At 63.9% G+C, this 20,719-nt stretch carries 20 protein-coding genes and 1 pseudogene; 8 read left to right on the forward strand and 13 right to left on the reverse strand.

What is annotated here, in order from left to right; all coding sequences use genetic code 11:
• Positions 1–65 precede the first annotated feature (65 nt).
• Both ACQY4Y_RS15060 and ACQY4Y_RS15065 read left to right on the forward strand, forming a co-directional pair.
• Positions 66–1,355, forward strand: a complete 1,290-nt coding sequence (locus tag ACQY4Y_RS15060) for an RsmB/NOP family class I SAM-dependent RNA methyltransferase (RefSeq protein WP_428491420.1) — start codon at positions 66–68, stop codon at positions 1,353–1,355.
• Entirely contained in the window at positions 1,352–1,921 is a 570-nt protein-coding gene (locus ACQY4Y_RS15065) for an N-acetyltransferase family protein (protein WP_428491421.1), read from the forward strand. Before ACQY4Y_RS15060 ends, ACQY4Y_RS15065 begins: the two co-directional genes overlap by 4 nt.
• 83 nt (positions 1,922–2,004) lie before the next feature.
• Here the strand turns inward: ACQY4Y_RS15065 and ACQY4Y_RS15070 are convergent, their stop codons facing one another.
• A complete protein-coding gene (locus tag ACQY4Y_RS15070; RefSeq protein WP_428491422.1) occupies positions 2,005–3,072 on the reverse strand; it encodes an amidohydrolase family protein in 1,068 nt (355 codons plus the stop codon).
• Between the two features lie 605 nt (positions 3,073–3,677).
• Between ACQY4Y_RS15070 and ACQY4Y_RS15075 the strand changes: the two genes are divergently transcribed.
• Positions 3,678–5,333, forward strand: coding sequence for an ATP-binding response regulator (locus tag ACQY4Y_RS15075; RefSeq protein ID WP_428491423.1), 1,656 nt, complete (start codon positions 3,678–3,680; stop codon positions 5,331–5,333).
• A gap of 58 nt (positions 5,334–5,391) precedes the next feature.
• Here ACQY4Y_RS15075 and ACQY4Y_RS15080 read toward each other — a convergent pair whose 3' ends face one another.
• Together ACQY4Y_RS15080 and ACQY4Y_RS15085 are read right to left on the reverse strand one after the other, a co-directional pair.
• On the reverse strand, positions 5,392–6,684 hold the full coding sequence (locus tag ACQY4Y_RS15080; protein WP_428491424.1) for an ABC transporter substrate-binding protein: 1,293 nt from the start codon (positions 6,682–6,684) through the stop codon (positions 5,392–5,394).
• A 406-nt stretch (positions 6,685–7,090) separates the two neighbouring features.
• A complete protein-coding gene (locus ACQY4Y_RS15085; protein ID WP_428491425.1) occupies positions 7,091–7,621 on the reverse strand; it encodes a DUF3833 family protein in 531 nt (176 codons plus the stop codon).
• A 200-nt stretch (positions 7,622–7,821) separates the two neighbouring features.
• On the opposite strand from ACQY4Y_RS15085, the gene ACQY4Y_RS15090 reads away from it, so the two are divergent.
• Together ACQY4Y_RS15090 and guaB are read left to right on the forward strand one after the other, a co-directional pair.
• Entirely contained in the window at positions 7,822–9,054 is a 1,233-nt protein-coding gene (locus tag ACQY4Y_RS15090; protein ID WP_428491426.1) for an ABC transporter substrate-binding protein, read from the forward strand.
• A 152-nt stretch (positions 9,055–9,206) separates the two neighbouring features.
• Positions 9,207–10,727 carry an IMP dehydrogenase gene (gene guaB / locus ACQY4Y_RS15095; RefSeq protein ID WP_428491427.1) on the forward strand — a complete coding sequence of 507 codons (1,521 nt, stop codon included), beginning with the start codon at positions 9,207–9,209 and terminating at the stop codon, positions 10,725–10,727.
• Positions 10,728–10,747: 20 nt separating this feature from the next.
• Here the strand turns inward: guaB and ACQY4Y_RS15100 are convergent, their stop codons facing one another.
• Positions 10,748–12,262 carry a peptide ligase PGM1-related protein gene (locus ACQY4Y_RS15100; RefSeq protein WP_428491428.1) on the reverse strand — a complete coding sequence of 505 codons (1,515 nt, stop codon included), beginning with the start codon at positions 12,260–12,262 and terminating at the stop codon, positions 10,748–10,750.
• 214 nt (positions 12,263–12,476) lie between these two features.
• Between ACQY4Y_RS15100 and ACQY4Y_RS15105 the strand changes: the two genes are divergently transcribed.
• Positions 12,477–12,974: a hypothetical protein gene (locus ACQY4Y_RS15105; protein ID WP_428491429.1), complete on the forward strand. Its 498-nt coding sequence runs from the start codon at positions 12,477–12,479 to the stop codon at positions 12,972–12,974.
• Positions 12,975–13,058: 84 nt separating this feature from the next.
• Positions 13,059–13,559 carry a DUF2244 domain-containing protein gene (locus tag ACQY4Y_RS15110; protein ID WP_428491430.1) on the forward strand — a complete coding sequence of 167 codons (501 nt, stop codon included), beginning with the start codon at positions 13,059–13,061 and terminating at the stop codon, positions 13,557–13,559.
• Positions 13,560–13,594: 35 nt separating this feature from the next.
• On the opposite strand, the gene ACQY4Y_RS15115 is transcribed toward ACQY4Y_RS15110, so the two are convergent.
• The 5 genes and pseudogenes from ACQY4Y_RS15115 to ACQY4Y_RS15135 form a co-directional block, all read right to left on the reverse strand.
• Complete coding sequence (locus tag ACQY4Y_RS15115) at positions 13,595–14,050, reverse strand: helix-turn-helix domain-containing protein (RefSeq protein WP_428491431.1); 456 nt, start codon at positions 14,048–14,050, stop codon at positions 13,595–13,597.
• A 168-nt stretch (positions 14,051–14,218) separates the two neighbouring features.
• A complete protein-coding gene (lnt, locus tag ACQY4Y_RS15120) occupies positions 14,219–15,766 on the reverse strand; it encodes an apolipoprotein N-acyltransferase (RefSeq protein ID WP_428491432.1) in 1,548 nt (515 codons plus the stop codon).
• 19 nt (positions 15,767–15,785) lie between these two features.
• Positions 15,786–16,613 (reverse strand): GNAT family N-acetyltransferase, encoded by an 828-nt coding sequence (locus ACQY4Y_RS15125; protein WP_428491433.1) that lies wholly within the window; start codon positions 16,611–16,613, stop codon positions 15,786–15,788.
• 221 nt (positions 16,614–16,834) lie between these two features.
• Positions 16,835–17,242: pseudogene (locus ACQY4Y_RS15130) on the reverse strand (Fur family transcriptional regulator); the annotation flags it as partial.
• 198 nt (positions 17,243–17,440) lie between these two features.
• Positions 17,441–17,854, reverse strand: a complete 414-nt coding sequence (locus tag ACQY4Y_RS15135; protein WP_428491434.1) for a MucR family transcriptional regulator — start codon at positions 17,852–17,854, stop codon at positions 17,441–17,443.
• A gap of 150 nt (positions 17,855–18,004) precedes the next feature.
• Here ACQY4Y_RS15135 and ACQY4Y_RS15140 point away from each other — a divergent pair, with 150 nt between their 5' ends.
• A complete protein-coding gene (locus ACQY4Y_RS15140) occupies positions 18,005–18,199 on the forward strand; it encodes a sulfurtransferase TusA family protein (RefSeq protein ID WP_428491435.1) in 195 nt (64 codons plus the stop codon).
• 5 nt (positions 18,200–18,204) lie between these two features.
• Here the strand turns inward: ACQY4Y_RS15140 and ACQY4Y_RS15145 are convergent, their stop codons facing one another.
• The 4 genes from ACQY4Y_RS15145 to ACQY4Y_RS15160 all read right to left on the reverse strand — a co-directional run bounded on the left by ACQY4Y_RS15145 (position 18,205) and on the right by ACQY4Y_RS15160 (position 20,623).
• Entirely contained in the window at positions 18,205–18,627 is a 423-nt protein-coding gene (locus ACQY4Y_RS15145; RefSeq protein ID WP_428491436.1) for a GNAT family N-acetyltransferase, read from the reverse strand.
• Positions 18,627–19,280 carry a tRNA (adenosine(37)-N6)-threonylcarbamoyltransferase complex dimerization subunit type 1 TsaB gene (gene tsaB / locus ACQY4Y_RS15150; protein ID WP_428491437.1) on the reverse strand — a complete coding sequence of 218 codons (654 nt, stop codon included), beginning with the start codon at positions 19,278–19,280 and terminating at the stop codon, positions 18,627–18,629. Before tsaB ends, ACQY4Y_RS15145 begins: the two co-directional genes overlap by 1 nt.
• 48 nt (positions 19,281–19,328) lie before the next feature.
• On the reverse strand, positions 19,329–19,916 hold the full coding sequence (locus ACQY4Y_RS15155; protein WP_428491438.1) for a malonic semialdehyde reductase: 588 nt from the start codon (positions 19,914–19,916) through the stop codon (positions 19,329–19,331).
• 146 nt (positions 19,917–20,062) lie between these two features.
• Positions 20,063–20,623: a NifU family protein gene (locus ACQY4Y_RS15160; RefSeq protein WP_428491439.1), complete on the reverse strand. Its 561-nt coding sequence runs from the start codon at positions 20,621–20,623 to the stop codon at positions 20,063–20,065.
• Positions 20,624–20,719 lie beyond the last annotated feature (96 nt).

Consider the following 20,719-nt stretch of genomic DNA (forward strand, 5'->3'; position numbering starts at 1 on the left):
CGTCTCGGTTTGCGGCCAAGGATGTTGGAATCGTCTGATCCGTCGGCATTGCCCGACCCGCCGGCTTGACCCCCGCCGCGCGGATCGCCGCCGCCATCGAACTGCTGGAGGTGGTGGAGGGTGCGGCGAAACGCCCCGCCGATGCCATCGCCAACGACTTCTTTCGTGGCCGCCGCTACATCGGTTCGGGTGACCGCAGAGCCGTTTCCGAACGGGTGTGGACGGTGTTGCGTGCCCGTCGCCGGCTGGGCTGGTGGCTGGGTGAGGCGTCCAGCACCCCCCGTCTGCTGGTCGCCGCGTCGCTGCTGCTGGAGGGCTGGACCCATTCAGGTGTCCAGCAATCCTTCTCCGGCGGCCAGTTCGCAGCGGCCCGGCTGGATCGGGTCGAGGCGGCCGCGCTGGACCGGATCGAGGGCCACACGCTGGACTATCCCGACATGCCGGACGCGGTTCGGTTGGAAATCCCAGACTGGTTGCTGCCGCGTCTCGCCGCCCGGTTTGGCCGCGACTTGACCGAGGAACTCGCCGCGCTGTCGCGGCCCGCCAGCCTTGACCTGCGCGTCAACCTGCTGAAGACCAGCCGCGATGAGGCGAGAGCGGCGCTCGCCGCCGAGGGGTGGGATGCGGTGCCGACCCGGTTTTCGCCCTGGGGCCTGCGGATCGACGGCCGCCGCCCGGTCACCAGCGGTCCGGCGTTTCAGTCCGGCCTGGTCGAGATCCAGGACGAGGGCAGCCAACTCGTCGCCGCCATGGTCGGGGCCGCGCCCGGCATGCGCGTGGCGGACTGGTGCGCCGGTGCCGGCGGCAAGACCCTGGCGCTGGCTGGCGCGATGCACAACCGCGGCCAGATCGTCGCCTGCGATGTTTCCGCCGCGCGCCTGGACGGCGCGCTGCGCCGGTTGCGCCGGGCCGGTGTGCATAATGTCGAGCGCCACCTGGTCGAACCCGGCGACAAATGGGTTAAACGTCGCGCCGGAAGCTTCGACCGCGTGCTGGTCGACGCACCCTGCACCGGCACCGGAACCTGGCGTCGCAATCCTGACGCCCGCCAGCGGTTGAAACAAACCGATCTGGCCGAGCTGCTGCCAAAACAGGCCGCGATCCTGGACACGGCGCAGAGTTTAGTTCGCAAGGCGGGGCGATTGGTTTACGCTACATGCTCGATTTTGGCAGAGGAAAACGAGGCTCAGGTGACCAGCTTTCTGCTCCGCCACCCCGAGTTCGCCATCGTCTCGTTGGCTCGGGCGTGGCCGCTTGATCAACCGCCACCCAATGGCGGCGACTTCCTGTCGCTGACACCGGCCCGGCACGGCACGGACGGATTTTTTGCTGCGGTGCTGGAGCGCTCGGCGTGATTTCGCTGCGCAAAGCGCGTGTCGCTGACGCGATCGCGATTGGGGCGGTCCACGTCGCCGCATGGCGGAGCGCCTATCCAGGCATTCTGCCGGACGCATTTCTTGCCCGGATGTCGGTCTCGCGGCAGGCGGCGTTTTACGATGCGGCCATCCGCGGCGGCACCGGCGTCACCGTGGCCACCGCGTCGGGCACGGACGTTCCGGTCGGCAGCGGTCCTCGCATTATCGGCTTCACCACCGCCGGGCGGGCGCGCTACATCGAGATCGCCGGCAGACGTCTGGCGGAAGGCGAGGTCGAGACCCTGTACGTGCTGGACGACTGGCGCGAACGCGGCGTGGGTCGCCGGCTGATGCGCGCCTCCGCCGCGCATCTAGTGGACATCGGCTGTCGGTCGGCGTTCCTTTGGGTGTTGCGCGACAACCCCAGCCGCTGGTTCTACCAGCGCCTTGGCGGTCGATCAGTTGCCGAACAGACGATCCAGATCGCCGGTCAGTCGGTGGCGCAGACGGCGTTCGTCTGGGACCCGATCGAGCAACTGCTGGCCGCTTCGCCGCAAGCGTCTTGACCGGCCGCGCCCGATAAGTCGTCACAGGTCACGATCGATAAGGTGTCAAGGCCACGCTCGATAAGGTCCTCACCGATGACGCTCTATAACTTAAACAGCCGCTTCGCATTGCCACCGGCAATCGCCGCTCGGGTCGCATCGTCGAACGATGTCACGGACGCGATGTGACCGAGCGGGTCATACTCACCCATGTCGTATGGGTAATCTGTCCCAAGCAGGATTTTTTCCGGCCCGAACAATTTTACCAACGCCTCCAACTGCTCGGGGGTGAATACAATGGTATCGAGATAAATCTTCTTCAGGTAGAAACTCGGCGGCTTCGGCAAGCGTCCGCGCGCATCGCTGCGGGCTCCCCATGCATGATCCGCTCGCCCGGAATATGCCGGCAGATAGCCCCCGCCGTGTGAGGCGATGATCCGCAGATCGGGATAGCGTTCCAGCACTCCATCGAAGATCAGGTGATGCAGTGCCATCGTGGTATCCAGCGGGTTGCCGATGACATTGCTGAAGTAGAACCGGCCGAATCGCCTGGGTTCGGTGAACCCGCTGGGGTGGATAAACACCACCGCGCCGAGCGCCTCGGCTTTTGCCCAGAATGGCTCGAACGACGGATCGGAGAGTTCCAAGTCGCCGACGTGGGCGAGCACTTCGACGCCCTTCAAGCCGAGCACTTTCACCGCGTGTTCCAGTTCGGTGGCGGCTGCCTCGCCGCCGGCCTGCAGCGGCACGGACCCCATGGCGGCGGGGATCCGTCGTGGTTCCTGGGCGGCGATGGTGGCGACGCCTTCATTGACCATGCGAGTTGCCTCGATGCCGACCTCGGTGGGCACCGCGTAATAACACTGCGCCGGGGCGGGGCTGATGATTTGCGCCTCCACTCCCATGGCGTCGAAATCCCGCATTCGCAGTGCCAGATCCACCAGGTTTGGCATGCGGTCCTCGTCCTGCCTTCGGGTCAGGATGCGGGTTTCCTCGGTATAGACGCTGGCTCGCTGATCGGGGTTCTGGTGCGGCCGAGCACAATCAGCCGCGGCTGGCACCTGCACATGCGAATGGATATCGACCGACAGGCCGCGCGGCCTGAATTCGCTTCCGGGACGCGCATGCTGGCGTGCCGCCGTAAGATCGTAGCGGTTATTCGGAGCAGCCATCACATTGTTCTCCGCTGAAATTCGTTATTGCGCACTATCCCACTACTTCGCAGCAAACTTATCGAATATTCAGGTTCAATCGGATGGCTTTAGTGTGAACTTGAAGCGGACTTCTCCGCGAACCAGGCCCGGCGAATTTCTAGGCCCCCGACCCTATTCCGCGTCGCCTGTTTCGACAATGCGACGCGGCACCGCCGCCTGGAGGTCGCCGACGCCGGTCTTAGCAGCATGCGCAAGATCACGAACTGGTGTTTCAGGCGGTTCGACCAGGTTGGCACATTGGCCACGGATTGACGCGAGCGAAACCGGCTTCGGGCTGCCGCTGATGTGCCAAAATGCCAGGCTGACGCCGCATAACGGGAGCGGCGGCAGGGCAGCGTTTTTCCTGCTTCCGCCAAGCTCGCAGGGTCAGCCGGCGGCCGTGCTTCCTAAGGTTGTGTCTCAACCCGAACAGCAGCGCGGCGTTCTGTCTTCTATGTTACATAAATCTCGCACCACATCCTATGCCCGATGCTGAGTCGATACGGACCAATACTGGCGCGCGGGCTGAGAGACTCCTGGGATGGCGGCCTGCCTTTAACCATGGGTGCGATGTTGCAATGCAAATGACGAGATCGCTACCGCTGGTGCTGAATGTCGACGCCGCCTCGGGGAGCCGCGACCTCAAGACCCGGTCACTGCAAGGCGGCGAGATGGAGGTTCTGGAAGCCGACAGCGGCGTCACGGCGCTAGAGGTCATTGGCCGACGGCGCCCAGCGCTGGTCTTGCTGGATCTCGAATTGCCTGGCGCCGATGGCGTGGAGGTCTGTCGCCGCATCAAGTCCGAATGGCCCGATATCATCGTCATCCAGCTTTCCGCCAGCGCGGTCAGGCCCACCGCACAGGTTCCTGGCCTTGATAGCAATGCGGACTGTTACTTGCGGGCGCCGGTCGAGCCGGTGGAACTGATCGCCGTCACCCGAGCGATGCTTCGACTGCGACAGGCGGAGTGCCAGGCGCAAGAGTCGAGCGAACGGTATCGGATGATGGTCGAAAGTGCCGTCGACTGTGCGACCTTCACCTTGGGTTTGGACGCTCGGATAACGAGTTGGAATTGTGGCGCTCAGGCGATCCTCGGATACTTGCCGGACCAGATCATCGGCGAGCCGTGGTCCTGCATATTCATTGCTGACGACATCGCCGCCGGGGTGCCTGAGGCGGAAATGCGCGCCGCCGACTCCTGCGCCAGCGTGCGGGCCGAGCGCTGGCACCGACGGCGCGACGGCACGCTGTTCTGGTCGAGCGGCCGAATGGCGGCGTTGCGCGACCGCCGCGGCGACGTCGCCGGATATCTGAAGATCCTGCATGACCACTCGATCGAGAGGCAGGCGCGCGACGCACTGGAGGCTCTGAACGCCGACCTCGAGAACCGCGTCGCCGAACGCACCGGCGATCTGGTCAAGGCCAACGAGCGAGTCGACACGCAGCTCGCCGAACGCGCGAGCGACGGTGAGAAGATCCGCCAATTGCAGAAAATGGAGGCGCTCGGGCAGCTCACCGGCGGCATCGCGCACGACTTCAATAACCTGCTGACGGCGATTCTCGGTGGTTTGGAGGTGACCCGCCGCCGCACCGACGACCCTAGGAGCCTGCGGTTGATCGACAGCTCGATGAGTGCCGCGCAGCGCGGCGCGAAGCTGATCGCGCAACTCATGGCGTTCGCCCGCAAGCAGAACCTGCATGTCGAGTATCTACCGTTGAATACGCTGGTGCGGGAGATGCAGGAACTGCTGGAGCGGAGCGTCGGCACAGCGGTTCGCATGGTCTATGATCTGGCGCCCGATGCGTGGCCGGTGATGGCGGACGCCAACCAGGTCCAGACCGCGCTGCTGAATTTGGCGATCAACGCGCGTGACGCGATGCCGGATGGCGGCACGCTAAGGATCGCCAGCGGCAATGTCAGGGTTGGGGACGCCGAGGCTGACGTTGCGGCCGGTGCGTATGCCTGCCTGACGGTCCAGGACAGCGGTGTCGGCATGTCCGAGGAGACCAAGGCACGCCTATTCGAACCGTTCTTCACCACCAAGGAAGTCGGCAAGGGCACCGGCCTCGGATTGGCCCAGGTCTATGGCTTTGTCCGCCAGTCGGGCGGGACTGTCAGGGTAGCGAGCACTCTTGGGCAGGGTACCACGATCACGATCCTGCTGCCCCGTGCGGCTGAACCGCCGGCGGAAGCAGCTTCGGTCGATGCGTGCCCGGCCTCCGGCGCACCGCCTGGATGAGGACGCAAAGCGTCGCGGCGGCGCGCGGCAACAGGGCAAACCGGACGCGGCCCGGCGGCTACGGTTTCTTGTAGATCCGTTCGACCTGTTGCTGGGCGAGATGCATGGCGCGCTTCGGATCCATGGTTCCCGAAACGGTGGCAGCGAACATATCGACCACGATGAAGTTGGCGAACACCGCCGCTGCCGCAGGGTTGGGGGTCTGCGGCCAGGACACCGAGCGGGTGTCCTGAGCGGCTTTGGCGAATGGCGCGATCTTCGGATCGCTTTGCCAGATCGGATTGTCGGCGAATCCTTTCAGGCTTTGCGTGGTAAACCCGGCCGACTTTGTGATCAGCGTCGGATACTGTGGCGCTTCCATCAAGAAGTTGATCAGCGCCTTCGCCGCCGCAGGATACTTCGTGTAGCGGAAAATGACCATTGGGTCGACGCGGTTCTGCGCCGTGGGCACGCTGGCCGGACCGATCGGCATTGCGGCATGATCCATGTCGGCGGCGATGTCTGGGGCGGTCTTCTTTGCCTGCGTATAAATCGAGATGCCGTTATTGGTTAGCGAGCAGTCGCCTGCCAGGAACGCGCGGTTATTGTTGATATCCATCCAGGACAGCACACCATTGATCAGCGTCGGATAAAGCAGTTGGGCATATTGCAGGGCCGCCAGCGTCTGCGGTGACTCGATCGCCGGCCTGCCGGTTTCATCGGTAACCTTTCCGCCGAAAGCCCAGAGCAGCCAGTAGTTGAAGTTGTTGGCATCGTTGACTGCGTGTCCGAAGGAGAAGCCTGCCGGATGGTCGATGCGCCGCAAACCCTGGCACAGTTTCAGCAGCGCATCGGTGGTTGTCGGAAAGCTGTCGAAGCCGGCTTGGCGCATCCAGGACATCCGATAGTTCAGCAGCGAACCGACGACGAAGATGGGGATGCAGATCCAGCGTCCGTCTTGCGTGCCGTAGTCGACGCAGACCTGATACCAGGGGCCATGCTTGTCACCGAGATGATTGGCGAGGTCGGTGACGTCCACCAGTTTGTCGGCGACAAGGTGGGCGGTGGTGTTCTGCGTCCAGATGATGTCGGGGCCGGATCCGACCTGCGCGGCGAGCGCGGTCTTCGATGGCAGATCGTCCTGGTTGATATTCTCGATCCGCACGCCGACACCGGTGGCGGCGGAAAACGCGGCGATGTTGGCGGCCGTGGTTTCTCCCTCGGCGGGCAGGAAGGTCGAGCCGCGAAGCAGTCGCAGACTGGCGCCCTTCTCTGGCGTGAATGGCTGTTCGGCGGCCCAGGTATTGGCCCAGTCGAGCAGCACGGTGCCGAGTGCCACGGATTGCAGGGCACTTCGGCGGGTGAGCGGCATGGTTTCCTCCGGGTTATTGTTGGCCGCGAGCATGAACCAAACCGCCGAATGGCGTAAAGCGACGGTTGTCCGAGGGTCGGTGCCAGCGTGCGCTGCCGGCCGAAGGCCGGATGGCGGGCGTGCTGGACAAGACGCACAGGACGCGGCAGTGCTGGAGAGGGGCCATTTCCGATAGGACCGTTATGAATCGTATGATCACCTTGTCTTATCTGGCTGTCGCGCTCTGGCTGAGCGGGTGTGATTATCATGTTGCCCCGGCCCCGACGGGAGTTGCCGCTGGGCATAACTGGCTGGAAGGGGGTGGTGGTTGACCCCCAACCGGGCCAATCGAGTGGGCGGGGTCCGCCGCAAAACCCGGGGTGAGATCGACCGGCGCGTGAGAGGACGGCCGATCGCTAGGTGGCTTTCAAGAGCCTTGGCGAGTGATCCGTTCCGAGATGTGCGCGACAACGATCCCGAACACCCGGATCGTCGCCTCGTTCATTACCGTGCGACCATCCGGCTGCAAATAGAGCCATTGCTCCATTTCTCCACCGAACGGGGTTTTCATCGCGTAGCGTAGATGAAACAAGTTGCCGTAAGCCTGACCCCGCACGGGTCCGGAGGCCCCGGTGAGGGTCGCGGTGTAGTTATGGGCGTCGAGGCGGTGCATCAGCCAAGTCCGGGTCTGCGGCGCATCCTGGTCGACGGTAACGGTCTGTACCAGGCGGAAGATGCCATCTGGCAGCGCCTGCCCGAGCCCGACAACCCGTAGATGCCCGGTTGGCGCACCGGCCCGGTTCTGCAGCACTCCGGTCGAAGCGGTGGCTCCGGCGAAGAAGTCTTCCGGCAGCATGCGCGGCGCGCTGCCTGCAAAACTCCGCGGCGACAGCACCCGGTCGCAGCCTGTAAGGCAGATTGCCAAGAGCAGGAAAATGCGGATTGGTCTTGCAATCATGGTCGCCTTACCGCTGGTTACATCACGCTGGGGCAAAGTTTCGTCACGGCGGCGATCGGAAGTGGCTGAAGACATCCACAAACGGCCTATGGCCTCTTTGTCATGGTTTCCAATTAGCATCAAGTAACAGATCGCGTGTGGGCTTTACAGCCGGCCATGCCCGTGCGGTGGTGACAGCAAGCAGGGACGGGGAGGAAACGATGGCGAAGCAAGCCACTTTGAAGCGCCGCGGCGTGCTCGCGGCGGCCGGCACGCTTCCCATGTTGAGGACCGCTCGTGCCGACCCGCCCAGCGTGACCTTCGGCATGATCAGCCCGCTGTCCGGCCCGTGGGCGCGTGAAGGCGAGTTACAGCGTGGGGGCGCCGAGATGGCGATCGACGACCTCAATGCGGCCGGTGGGATCAAGGCGCTTGGGGGCGCCAGGGTTCGGTTAATACAGTTCGATGCCGGCGATACGGCCGAGAAAGCCAAGGACGCGGCGCAGCGGATGATCTCACAGCATCCGAATATCTGTGGCGGGTTCGGCGTGTGGCTTTCAACTTTCACCCTGGCGGTGACCGAGGTCACCGAGCGGGCGAAAATACCCTGGTTCACCCAGTCTTATTCGGACCTGATCACCAGCCGGGGATTCCACTACATCTTCCAGTCGTCGCCGACCGCCGTGGATCAGGCGGAAAAGGCGCTGCCAACCATCCTCGACCTGGCGCAGCGGACGACGGGGAAGCGGCTGAAGCGGGTGGCGATCATTTCCGACAATACCGCATCCTCGGTCAGTTTCCTGAAACCGATCCGTGCCCACGTTCTGACCGATCTCGGGCTGACGGCGGTGGTGGACGAGGTATTCACGCCGCCGTTGGCCGATGCGACGACGCTGATCCAGCGGGTGCGTTCGGCGCGGCCGGACTTCCTGTTGGCGCTGCCGTCGAATGTGCCGGACGACAAGATCATCCTGGACAAGCTGGCGGAGTTTGGCATGGGTGGCGGCAAGCTGCCGGTGGTCGGCAGCGGCGGTCACTGGGCGACGCCGGAACTGGTTGCGAATGCCGGCCGCGGCGTGGTGCAGGGCCTGATGATCATCACCGCCGGAGGGGCCGGCAAAGGGCTCGGTGATATCGAGCGGCGATATACCGCCCGGACCAAGGAGCCCTGGACGCTGCAGGAACCGATCATGGCTTACGGCCACATCAAGCTGCTGGCTCTGGCGGTGGAGCGGGCGGGCAGCACCGACCGTGGCGAGGTGGTGGCGCAAATCCGCGGCTTCGATCTGCGCGATGGTCCCGCGTTGCTATTTCCGGGGCGTCACGTGCAATACGACCAGGCTGGGCGGCGGGTCGATGCCAAACTGATGATCGTGCAATGGCAGGATGGGCGGATCGTCACGACCTACCCACCGGAAATGGCGCAGGCGGCGGCGGTCTGGCCGAAGGCATAACGGAGTTTTCGCCCGGGCGTGAATGTGCGGGCGTAAACGCGGCGGGCGCCGCGTCGGCCGGGATTGCCACCTGTCATCAACCGGACGCTTGCAGACTCCCCGACACCCGCCTATGTGGGGGCGCCAAGGTAGCGGAAAGGCTTCCCCCGCCCATGGCGTTCGACATTCCCCAACAGGCGCGTCCCGAGTCCACCCCGTCGGGTGTGGCGTACCCTCGGGTGGAGGAGGCCTTGGCGTTCGACGACGTGCTTGTCGTGCCGGCCTATTCCCAGGTGTTGCCATCCTCCACCAGCACCGCGACCCGGCTGACCCGCGGCATCACGCTGAACATTCCGTTGATATCGGCCGCCATGGACACTGTCACCGAAGCGGAAATGGCGATCGCCATGGCTCAGCTTGGCGGCATGGGGGTGATTCATAAGAACCTGACACCCGCTGAGCAGGCGGCCCAGGTGCGCCGGGTGAAGAAATTTGAATCCGGCATGGTGGTGAACCCGCTGACGATCCATCCCGACCAGACACTGGCCGACGTCAAGCTGCTGATGACCACACAGCGGATCAGCGGCATCCCGGTGGTGGAGCGCGAAACCAACCGGCTGGTCGGCATCGTCACCAACCGCGACGTCCGCTTCGCCGTCGAACCCAGCCTCAAGGTTTATGAGCTGATGACACGGGAGAACCTGGTCACGGTCACTGCCGATGTCGGCGCGGACCGGGCGAGGCACCTGCTGCACAAGCACCGCATCGAGAAGCTGATCGTGGTCGACGACAGCTATCGCTGCATCGGGCTGATCACCGTCAAGGACATGGACAAGGCCGAGTCGCATCCGCTCGCCAACAAGGACGAGCTTGGCCGCCTGCGAGTCGCCGCGGCCACCGGCGTCGGGCCGGACGGTGAGGCCCGGGCGCGCGCGCTGATCGCCGCCGAGGCCGACATCATCGTGGTCGATACCGCGCATGGCCACTCGGCGGCGGTGATGCGCGCGGTGGAGGCGATCAAGACAGCGTCCAACACCGCCCAGGTGATCGGCGGCAATGTCGCCACCCCCGAGGGTGCTCTGGCGCTGATCGAGGCCGGAGTCGACGCGGTCAAGATCGGTATCGGCCCGGGCAGCATCTGCACCACCCGTATCGTCGCCGGTGTTGGCGTGCCGCAGTTCACCGCGGTGATGGAGACGGCCGCGGCGTGCCGGGAACACGGCATACCCTCGATCGCCGATGGTGGCATGCGGACCAGCGGGGATGTGGTGAAGGCGATCGCGGCAGGGGCGGATTGTTGCATGATCGGCAGCCTGTTCGCCGGCACCGATGAGGCTCCGGGCGAGGTGTTTCTGTATCAGGGACGGTCGTACAAATCGTATCGTGGCATGGGCAGCCTGGGGGCGATGGCGCGGGGTTCGGCCGATCGTTATTTCCAGCAGGATATCAGGGATCAGTTGAAGCTGGTGCCGGAGGGGATCGAGGGCCGGGTTGGCTACAAGGGGCCGGTCGGCAATGTCGTGCATCAACTGGTCGGCGGCCTGAAGGCCGGTATGGGATATACCGGCAGCGCGGATATCGGCTCACTGCAGGCGAATACGCGATTTCGGCGGGTGACCGGCGCCGGCTTGCGCGAGAGCCATGTGCATGACGTGGCGATCGACCGAGAGGCGCCGAACTACCGCCAGGATTGAGATCCTCGTCGGACGGCCGGTTAGTCCGGGTCCTGCGCGTGGTCGAGGACTTCGACGGTCCGCCGATACAGCGCCTCGGCGCGCTCAGGCGATGCGCCAACGCAGACCACGCCCAGCTTGCCGTACTCCGACAACGCACCGATCAGGTGGAAGACGACGCCTTCATGCACCGTGCCGTCGTAATGCAGTCCATGCAGCACCGCGACGTCGACCAGATCGGACGGTGTCAGACCTTTGTAGTGCGGTGCTTCGAGATTGTCCGACGCGTAGTAGAACCGCGGTTGGCCGGCCGGCGTTCGGAACAGGCCGGAGACCGGATCGTAGGCGCCTCCGGTCAGCAACAGCAGCATCAGAAATGGATGCGTGGTGCCGCCTTTGCGCAGGTTGAGTTCGATGCCGTAGTGACGCCAGGTGCTGCCCCGCCTCGTGGAGATGAAATCGATGGCGAAGCGCCCCAGTACGCCGCGCTGGCCAAGCAGTCTGGCGACCTTGGCGGCTGATTCCTGGATCTGCAGCCGGTAGGCCTCATCGGCCGGGAACTGGCAGCCCAGGAAGGCCTGGCCCTGCAACACCTGATCGTGGGTGGATACGGCTTCGACGTAACCGAATGGGTCGATGTTGAACTGCGCCGATGGTGAACGCTTCTCATCCGCCTCTATGAAGGCCTCGACGACCGCACCCATCTCGCACACCTTGGCGCGGAAGCCGTCCCAGGTCATGCCCTCGGCCTGGAACGTCAGGTTCGGCAACCGGTCGGCGATCCAGGGCGCCAGGGCGTCGCCGGTCGGGGCGCCTTCGAATTCGAACGCGGCGTTGCCTTCGCCGGAAATGCCTTCGTTGAGCTTTACCACAGCGCGCCGCAGAGCAGGGTTGCGTGCTTTCAACGCGGTCAGGGCGGCTACGATATCGGCCTCGCTCGTCAGGTCCTCGGCGCCATCCGGCACGCTGACCCCGGCTTGGCGCATCAATCGGCGGCCGCCAGTTTTCGATCCGAGGGACTGCAGATCCGGATCGCAGCCGTAGATCGGCACGCCGAGGCGAACGGCCAGGCTGCGTTCCCAGGTGGAGACGGTAAAGGCGGTCATGTAGGTGTTGCCTGGATCGCCGATCGCTTCGCGCACACGGGCGAGCAGACGCGGACGCGCCAGGACCTTTTCGCTGAGCGGGCGGGTGGTGCCGTCGAAGCAGGCCAGCATGGTCAGTCGTGCGCGCGCATGCTGGGCCGGAACCCCCTGCAGCAGATGCAGATAGTAGTCGATAATCGTTTCTGAAACAGGCTGACTGGTCAGGTAGATCAGCCGCGCCCGCGGCAGGCGGAGCAGCATCAGCATGCCGAGCATGCGCTCTTCGTAATGGTGCACGCCGGCAATGCCGGACGCCATTTCCGGATCGACGCTCATGCTGGGCACCACCACGATCGTCCGCGATGCGGTGCGGTCCGGAATGATCTTGTCGAATAACGCCGGCAGGGCGGACTGGAGTTTGGCGAAGGCTGCCTGCTCATTCAGCAGTGGTGTTTTGTGTTGGCGGGTCAACGTTTCACCTCCTGTCGGGCTTAGCGGACATCCGAGTCTGTCGGTGATCGGGACGCGGCGATAGTCCACGCAAGCCCGGGCACGCCCACCGTCTTGCGTCAGACAGATGGCAGCTTCGACCAGGATGCCAAACTCCGTGCTTGCAATGATGCTGCGCTGCACAATATGAAGCGGATTGCATCTTCGCGTTATTGTGATGAAGGCCCTTAAAGCAATGCGACAACCGGACCGCCACGATCCCAGCCGAAACTCCAATCCTGGTGGCACATCCCACGGGTCGTCATGGGCCGCCTGGCTGCCGGTTCTGGCGGCAATGGCGATCATGGTGACAGGTTGCCTCAGTACCTTCCTGGTGCTTCAGCTCGATGAGTTTCGTCCCAAGGTCGGCGACATCGTCGCCTTCCGCGCCGGATCGCAGGACACCGACATGTGGCAGATGAGCGTTCCCGCGACGCTGGTTGCCGGGGCGCCAGGCGCGGCCTGCGCGCTTGATCCGAACGTGATAGCCCAGAAGGGCGGCAGTCTGATTGTCGAGGGTCGCCGGGACGAGCCGTCGGTGGGCTATCTGGTGCATTGGGCAGGGTCCGAGACCGCTTCGGCGTCGGGCAACTGCGGTGCGTCCGCCAACCTCCTGGTATCGCGCACCGATCTGCAGCGGCTGGCCAATGCGGCGGGCGGATTTGGCGTCGGCGATAAGGGGATCGTTCAGTAACAGACCCGCCCGCCGGCCCGTGGCGCAGTGCTTTGCGCGCGGGAGCCTCTGGATGCGCGTGCGCCTGGACTGTTAGGATGTCTGATGTCGGTGACTCAGGCGCCCGTGTTCGAGGCTTTCATCGTTCCCCACCGCAGTCTGACGCCCAAAGGTGTCCTGGTAGTGGTTGGTTTATTGGCGGTGTTGACCGCGGCCATGGCGTTGCGTTTCTGGTTGATCGGCGCGTGGCCGGTGGTTGTTTTCAGCGTTGTCGAAGTGCCCGTGGTGGTGCTGTTGCTGACGATCAATCTGCGCCGGGCACGGGCCAGCGAATTGATCATGCTGAGCGCGCAGGCGGTGACTGTGGTTCGGACGGATCCCACCGGACGGCGGCAACAGGCGTCGCTGCCGTCTGCCTGGTTGCGCGTCGACCTCGATCCTGGCCGCGGTATCCCGCGCGTGATGCTGAGCAGTCATGGGCGAGGCTGGGAAGTTGGTGCGTTCCTGCACGAGGCGGAGAAGCGGTCGCTGTTCGCCGCGCTAAGCGATGCGCTGCACGGGCTTAGAAACCCGCGTTTCGACAATCCGCAACTTCGCGAAAACTGATCGGAAACTATTGGGTCGGGTCGAGGCGCGCCGCTTCAGCTCTCGGCGGGGCCCATGGACTTGATCAACTCGAACACACGCTTTCGGATCGCGGCATCGGTTATGCGGTAGTAGGCCCGCACCAGTTCAAGCGTCTCCCGCCGGCTCAAGGTGTCGTCGCCGAAGGGATCCTGTTGTTCGGAGCCGCCGACCCGGCGGCTTGGCACGCCACCGAAGTTTGCCGCCAGGCTGTCGGGCATGTCGTCAAAGAAGAAGCTGATCGGTACATCGAGGACACGGGACAGGTCGAACAAACGAGACGCGCCCACCCGGTTGACACCACGTTCATACTTCTGCACTTGCTGAAATGTCAGACCAAGAGACTCGCCCAACCGTTCTTGACTCATCCCGAGCAATGTGCGGCGGAGACGGATCCGAGAACCAACGTGTACGTCGATCGGGCTGGGGCGCGATTCCCGCTCACTTCCTACTACTTGTTCGGCCCCTACCATGAGTTTCGTCCTCTTTCCGTGGCGGACCCAATAGTCTGTCCCCTGCTTATCGCACCGCCTGCGGTTTTCGGACAAGGAACTAGACTACTGATTAGAGGAACTGCGATTGGTCTGCAACCAAAAATTGTCAACTCGCGGGAAATTTTACAGCAAGTGATAATATATCTGTCAACTAATACAAAAATTAGCACGAAGTCTGGGTCGTCTCCGCCAATTTCCGTATAGTCCGGTAACCAAAGAGAGAACGGCTGCGCCCGCAGGTAGAATCAAACCCAGCCTTGCGTACAATGGCATTGCAAGTGGCGCCGGCAAATCCACCGGCAAAATCCCAGTTGTTTGCATCCCGATACGGCCCAATTCATGGCCTTTGCTGTCGAATGCGGCTGATATGCCAGTATTCGCTGCTCGAAGTAGCGGCAGGCCTTCTTCCACTGCCCGCAACCGGGCTGCCGCCAGATGCTGGCGCGGACCGCTGGAGTTGCCGAACCAGGCGTCGTTGGTGACATTGACCATCCAGTCAGGCCGATCCGACTCGTCGACGACCTGATGCGAGAAGATCGCCTCGTAGCAAATCAACGCTCCGACCGGAGGAATGCCGGGGATATGCAAGGTCCGAGGCCCCGGACCCGGTGCGAAGCCGCCCCCCGGCACCACCTGAAATCCCAGCGGCAGCCAGTTCGGCTGATACTCGCCGAGTGGAACCAGGTGCCATTTGTCGTAGATCGCCTCGATCTGCCCAGTCGGGCCCAGCGCGAACAGGCTATTGCGCGGATGTCCGGTGGCATCGAAACGCACCGCACCGACCAGCGCGGTGGCCCCGCCGGCTGCGTCGGCGATCAGGGTGCGCGCCGGGCCGTCGGTCTGCAACAACGCCGGACTGGCGGTTTCCGGCCACACCACCACCGCCGGACGCCCCTTTGCCTGTGCCACCGCCTGGCGTGTCAGGGCCAGATAGTGGCGGAAGATCGAGACCATCAGCGCTTGGTTCCATTTCTGCCCCTGGGCCACGTTGCCCTGGATCAGCAGCACGGTGAGGTCCGGACCGGGCGGTGCTTTCTGGTCCAGCCGGATGATGCCGAACCCGCACCACAGCGCCAGCAGCGCCAGGCCGCCGGAGCGCCATGCCCGGCTCAGCAAAGGTGTCGCGGCCAGCAGGATGGTCGCCAGTGTCATCCCATGCACCCCGACCAGTGACGCCGGCTGGATCATGATGTCGCCGAGCCGGCCCGGGAATTCCCAAACGCTGCCGAGCGGGTTCCAGGGAAAGCCGGTGGCGACGAATTGGCGGGCGAGGTCGCCGAGTACCCAGGCGCCGGCGAGCGTCAGCGCGGCGCGCCAGCCGGGGGGTGCCCACCAAGCCACAGCGGCGGGCACGGCGATGAACACCGCGAGCACCGCCGCCAGCCCCGGTACCGCGAACGGCACCAGCCACCAGAAGCGTGCTGCCTCGATCAGGATCGCCTCGGTAATCCAGTACAGCCCGACCAGATGCAGCCCGAAGCCGAACCACCAGCCCCGTCTGGCCGCCACCGCCGGGCCGGGAGCGCCCTGGATCAGGCACAAAAGAACCGGAATGCCGATCAGCAAAGCCGGCAGGGCAAAAATCGGCGGCAGCGCCAACGCCGAGCTTGCCCCGCCCAGTACCGCGGTGACATCGGCACGCCAGCCGCGCAACGCGGACAGCCGAGCGGTCAGCGTCTTCAGGCGGCTGCTCATGGAGCGCGGCATCGGCGGATCAGTCCGGCGTGTCCCGGCCTAGAAGTTGGTAATGCTTGATGTATTTGTCGGTTACCAGATCGGTCTGTACCACCACCGCCACATCCGTCGTGTTGAACTGCGGATCGATCACCGCGCCGTCACCGACAAAGCCGCCCAGACGAAGATAGCCCTTGATCAGCGGCGGCAGGCGGGTCAAGGCGGCGCGGACCTCGGTCTCGTCGGGATCGAGCCGGCGCATTTCGACGTAGCGGTGAGGCAGGGCGCGCGGACGCACCGAAACGGGTGCCAAATGGTTATAGTAAAGATAGGTCAATTCCGGCGCCAGAGCGTCGGGATCGATACCGGGCAGGCTGGCGCAACCGAACATCAGCTCAATCTTATGCAAGAACACATAGGCGCCGATTCCCCGCCACAACAACTGCATGACCGAACGGTTACGATAGTAGCCGTCGACGCAGGATCGCCCGAGCTCCAGGATGCTCCCTGGGATCGCTTCGATCCGGTCGATGTCGTACTCACTCGAGGAATAGAAACGCCCGATCCGGCGGGCCGCCTTGCGGTGGATCAGCCGATAGGTGCCGACCACGTTGCGCAGACCCTCGCCGAGGCCATGATCGACCACGAGCAAATGGTCGGCTACGGTATCATAGATGTCCTTATCGCGCTGGGTCCGGGAGGTTTCGCTATCAGCCTTGGCGCCCAATTCCTGATAGAACACACGGTAGCGCAGCGCCTGGACTGCGTCGATCTCGTCCGGGCCGGCCGCCAGCCGAACCCCCAGGCTGCCGCTACGAAGCTCGGCAAATGGTTCGATCGGGTCCGTGGTGACGCTCGCCTGGCTCATCGGCTGGGTCCCTTGATCGTGCCGCGGAGCCGCGGATCACCGCCGCCGGCGGTGGCGCCGCGACTGGGGGCCAGATCCGACCGGTCATTTCCGAGGGCGTCGTCGCCGGAGGCTTTATCGTCGGGGCTTACTGGGGCTGCAACGCCGCGATCGCCATCGCCGCCCGGATGACCGTCGAAACCCCGTTCATCCTCGGACCGTCGGTGGTGCGCGCCAAGTTGCGCCCCAAGGCGCCGCCCAAACAATTCAAGCCGCAGCGACACCACGTCAAACCCCAGGCGGGCTGCGATCGCATGCATCAGACGCTCGTGTTCGGGGTCCTGGAACTCGATGACCTTGCCGGTCTCGACATCGATCAGATGATAGTGCGGACCATCCTCGGACGGCTCATAACGCGCTCGTCCGCCGCCAAAGTCGCGCCGTTCGAGGATTCCCTGCTCCTCGAACAAGCGGACCGTGCGGTAGACCGTCGCGATCGAGATGTGCTGATCGAGCGTCGAGGCCCTTCGATACAACTCCTCGACATCGGGGTGATCGCCGGCCTCGGACAGAACCCGAGCAATCACCCGTCGCTGGCCGGTCATCTTCAGGCCACGTGAGATGCACAGGCGCTCGATCCGCGATTCCATACGGTTCCTTGCGGTCATTCCCCGGTCCGTCCCTGCCTGCGAACGTCCCGAGCAACCGCATACAATGCCAAGGCAGTCTCAGGGAAGCCTGTGCCTTTGGCAGCGCCCAACACCAAGTCAGTGACCGATCCGCCGGAACGCTGTGAGCCTCGACCCGTTCGGCGCTGGACCGACGGCTGCTTCAGGGCATAACCGTGGTCAGCGGCCTGACGTGCGATGCGTGCCCAGACCGATCTGCTTGGCCAGCGTCGAGCGTTTCTCGGCATAGTTCGGAGCAACCATCGGATAGCTCGAGTCGAGCCCCCATTTTTCACGATACTGCTCAGGGGTCAGATTATAGGACGTAGACAGGTGTCGCTTCAGCATCTTCAACCTTTTGCCGTCCTCAAGGCAGATGATGTAGTCGGGGAATACCGACTTGCGGATCGGCACCGCCGGCTGAGCCTTCTCCGCCGGGGCGGCGGGCGCATCGCCGATACGAGACAAGGTGTCGTATACCACTTTAATAACATTCGGCAGAGTGCCGGTGTCGGTGTCGTTATTGGCCGCGTGCGCCGAAACGATCTGCGCGGTCAGCCCGAGAATTGCGGTGTCAACCGGCTTGTCAGCCATTGCAGGACCTTTCTAGATTGTTTTCTTGCACATATATATGAAAGCGAATCACGGTCGCGCAACGGCGACTGGATAATTTCAATAAAGGTCGTCGTGTCATCTGTGCAACATGTAACCCGAGAATTGGACATTACAGGCGAGATTTGTCCGATGACTTTCGTCAGAACCCGTTTGGCCTTGGACCGAATGGCGCCGGGCGAGACGCTTCTGGTTTCGTTGCGGGGTGCTGAGCCGTTTCGCAATGTTCCCCGCACAGCGGCGGAACACGGCCACGAGATCCTGTCGCTGGAGACCGACGCAGCAGGAATCAGCCGATTATTGATCCGGCGCGGCACCGCCCGCTGATCGGTTCAGATCAGGTCGAGGCGCAACACCAGCGCGTCGGAATTATCTGAATAGTAATGCGGCCGCGTTCCTGCCTCGACAAAGCCCGCCCGCGCATAGAGCAGGCGAGCCGGCTCGTTGGCGACCGACACCTCAAGAAACATCCTCGCGGCACCCATCGCCGCTGCCCGGATTGTTGCATCGTCAATCAAAGCGCTGCCGATCTTCTCCCGCCGCATCTCCGGGCGCACGGCGAGTGTCAGGATCTCGGCTTCGTCCGCCGCCACCCGGACGAGGATCATTCCACCGCGCGGACAGATCAGTCCGAATACGTTCGGCAGCGCCAATTGCAGGCTGAAGACATCGCGGCTCCAGGCATCGGCGGCGGCAAAGGCCGCGGCGTGGATCGCCGCCATCAGGCCGCAATCGGCTGCCGCCGCGCGATACATCACCTCGGCGGCGGCGGTGCCCCGCCCGGCAACCTGGCCTCCACCGGATCGACATACAGTGGTGCGGCGGGCAGCGCGCGGATTTCGCCGCGATGGCGCCGCTCCGCCACCTGGGCGATGTGGCGCCCGGTCGGCAACCGGGCATCGGTCAGCATCACGTCACATCCTTGGGCGGCAAGCCGACTGGCAACCTCGGCTGCGGCTCCGCCAGCCATCGCAATCGGCCCTGACGGGTGTGGCAATTCGGTCAACCCCAGCGACGCCACCTCGTCTCCGACTTCGAGGAAGATTCGGCCGCGTCGGCTGATGGTAGCACACCACAACGTCCGGCTACCGAGCAGGGGGAGCGAATCGGCGAGCGCCTCGCCCACGGTCACACCGATCAGGGGACGACCGGCGGAGACGGCGATTCCTTGCGACAGCGCCACGCCGCCGCGGATGCCGGTGAAGCTGCCGGGACCGACGGTTACCGCTATGAGATCGAGGTCGACCGCATCCATCCCGGCCTCGCGCAGGCAATCCCGGGTCATGACCGGCAGCACCGAGGCGTGACCACGCTCGAGATCGCGTTGCAAGCCGGCGACCACCATGCCGTCGGCGACGATGGTCGCCGAGCAGCGCGCCACCGCCGAATCGAGCGCCAATATCCGCATGCCGCGATCAGGCTATCTCGGCTGGCCGTTCGCGCAAGCGCGAACGCATCAGGCCAGTTGGCAGGCCTCGTCGAAGGGCAGTCTGGGAGACCTGTCGAAAACCCCCGTTGGGTCGCCCTGGCCGAGGTTGACCAGGAAGTTCGACCGCCAGCCGTTATCGGCAAAAAATGCCGCATCGACCTTGGCATTGTCGAAGCCCGACATCGCGCCGACGTCAAGGCCGAGCGATCGCGCGGCGATCAGCAGGTAGGCACCCTGTAGCGTGCCGTTGCGAAACGCCGTGGTGGCCGCCAGCGCGTCGTTGCTGGTGAACCAGGAGACCGCATCGGGATTGTGCGGAAACAGCTTCGGCAGTTTCTCGTAGAATTTTGGATCGTATGCAACAATCACGGTTGCCGGCGCGGACATCGTCTTCTCGGTATTTCCCGCCGACAACGCCGGAGCGAGCTTCTGCTTGCCGTCCTTGCTACGCACAAAGACGAAGCGTGCCGGCGAGGTATTGGCCGAAGTCGGTCCGTACTTCAGCGTGTCGTAAAGTTGGTGCAAGGTGTCATCGGTGATCGGCGTATCGAACCATTTATTGTGGGTACGAGCCTCTCTGAACAGCAGATCGAGACCGACGGCGTCAATCGTCATAGGCAACTCCTGATCAGTGACATGATCGCGCAGAGCGAAACAGACACGGTCGATCCGGTATCGGCTTGTGCCACCAAAGCAGCATTCGACAATTCGTGCTGCGGTGCAGCGTGAATGATGCGCCCGCTGTCGTCAACCGTGGGGGATCACAATTCGACCTGCTCCACGCCGACGACTTCCGGGATGTAGTGCTTCAGCATGTTCTCGATGCCGTGCTTCAGCGTGGCGCTGGAGGATGGGCAGCCCGAGCAAGCGCCTTGCATGTGCAGACGGACCACGCCCTCGCGAAAGCCGCGGAACACGATGTCGCCGCCATCGCCGGCGACCGCTGGGCGGACCCGGGTGTCGAGCAATTCCTTGATCTGATCGACCACTTCGCGATCGGCCGGATCGACGTCTTCCTCGTTGAAATCGGCTTCGTCACCCTCGATCACCGGGCGGCCGGCGACGAAGTGATCCATGATGACGCCAAGTACTTGCGGCTTGAGTGCCTGCCAGGAAATCTCGTCGTTCTTGGTGACGGTGACGAAATCGCCGCCGAGGAACACGCGCGCCACGCCTTGCAACGCGAACAGGTCGGTGGCCAGAGGACTGCGCACGGCCGTGACGGCGGAAGCGAAGTCGGCGGTGGAAACACCCATCACGTCGCGTCCCGGCAGGAACTTCAGCGTGGCCGGGTTCGGCGTGCCTTCGGTTTCGATGAACATGGCAACCTGTCCTGTTGTGCGGGTTTGACTAATCCGGACCGCGCTGGTCCTGTCTGGTTATGCCGATACATCGGGCGAAACAGGCCGCCTGACAAG

The sequence above is a fragment of the Rhodopila sp. genome (assembly GCF_965277165.1).
Classification (GTDB): Bacteria; Pseudomonadota; Alphaproteobacteria; order Acetobacterales; family Acetobacteraceae; genus Rhodopila.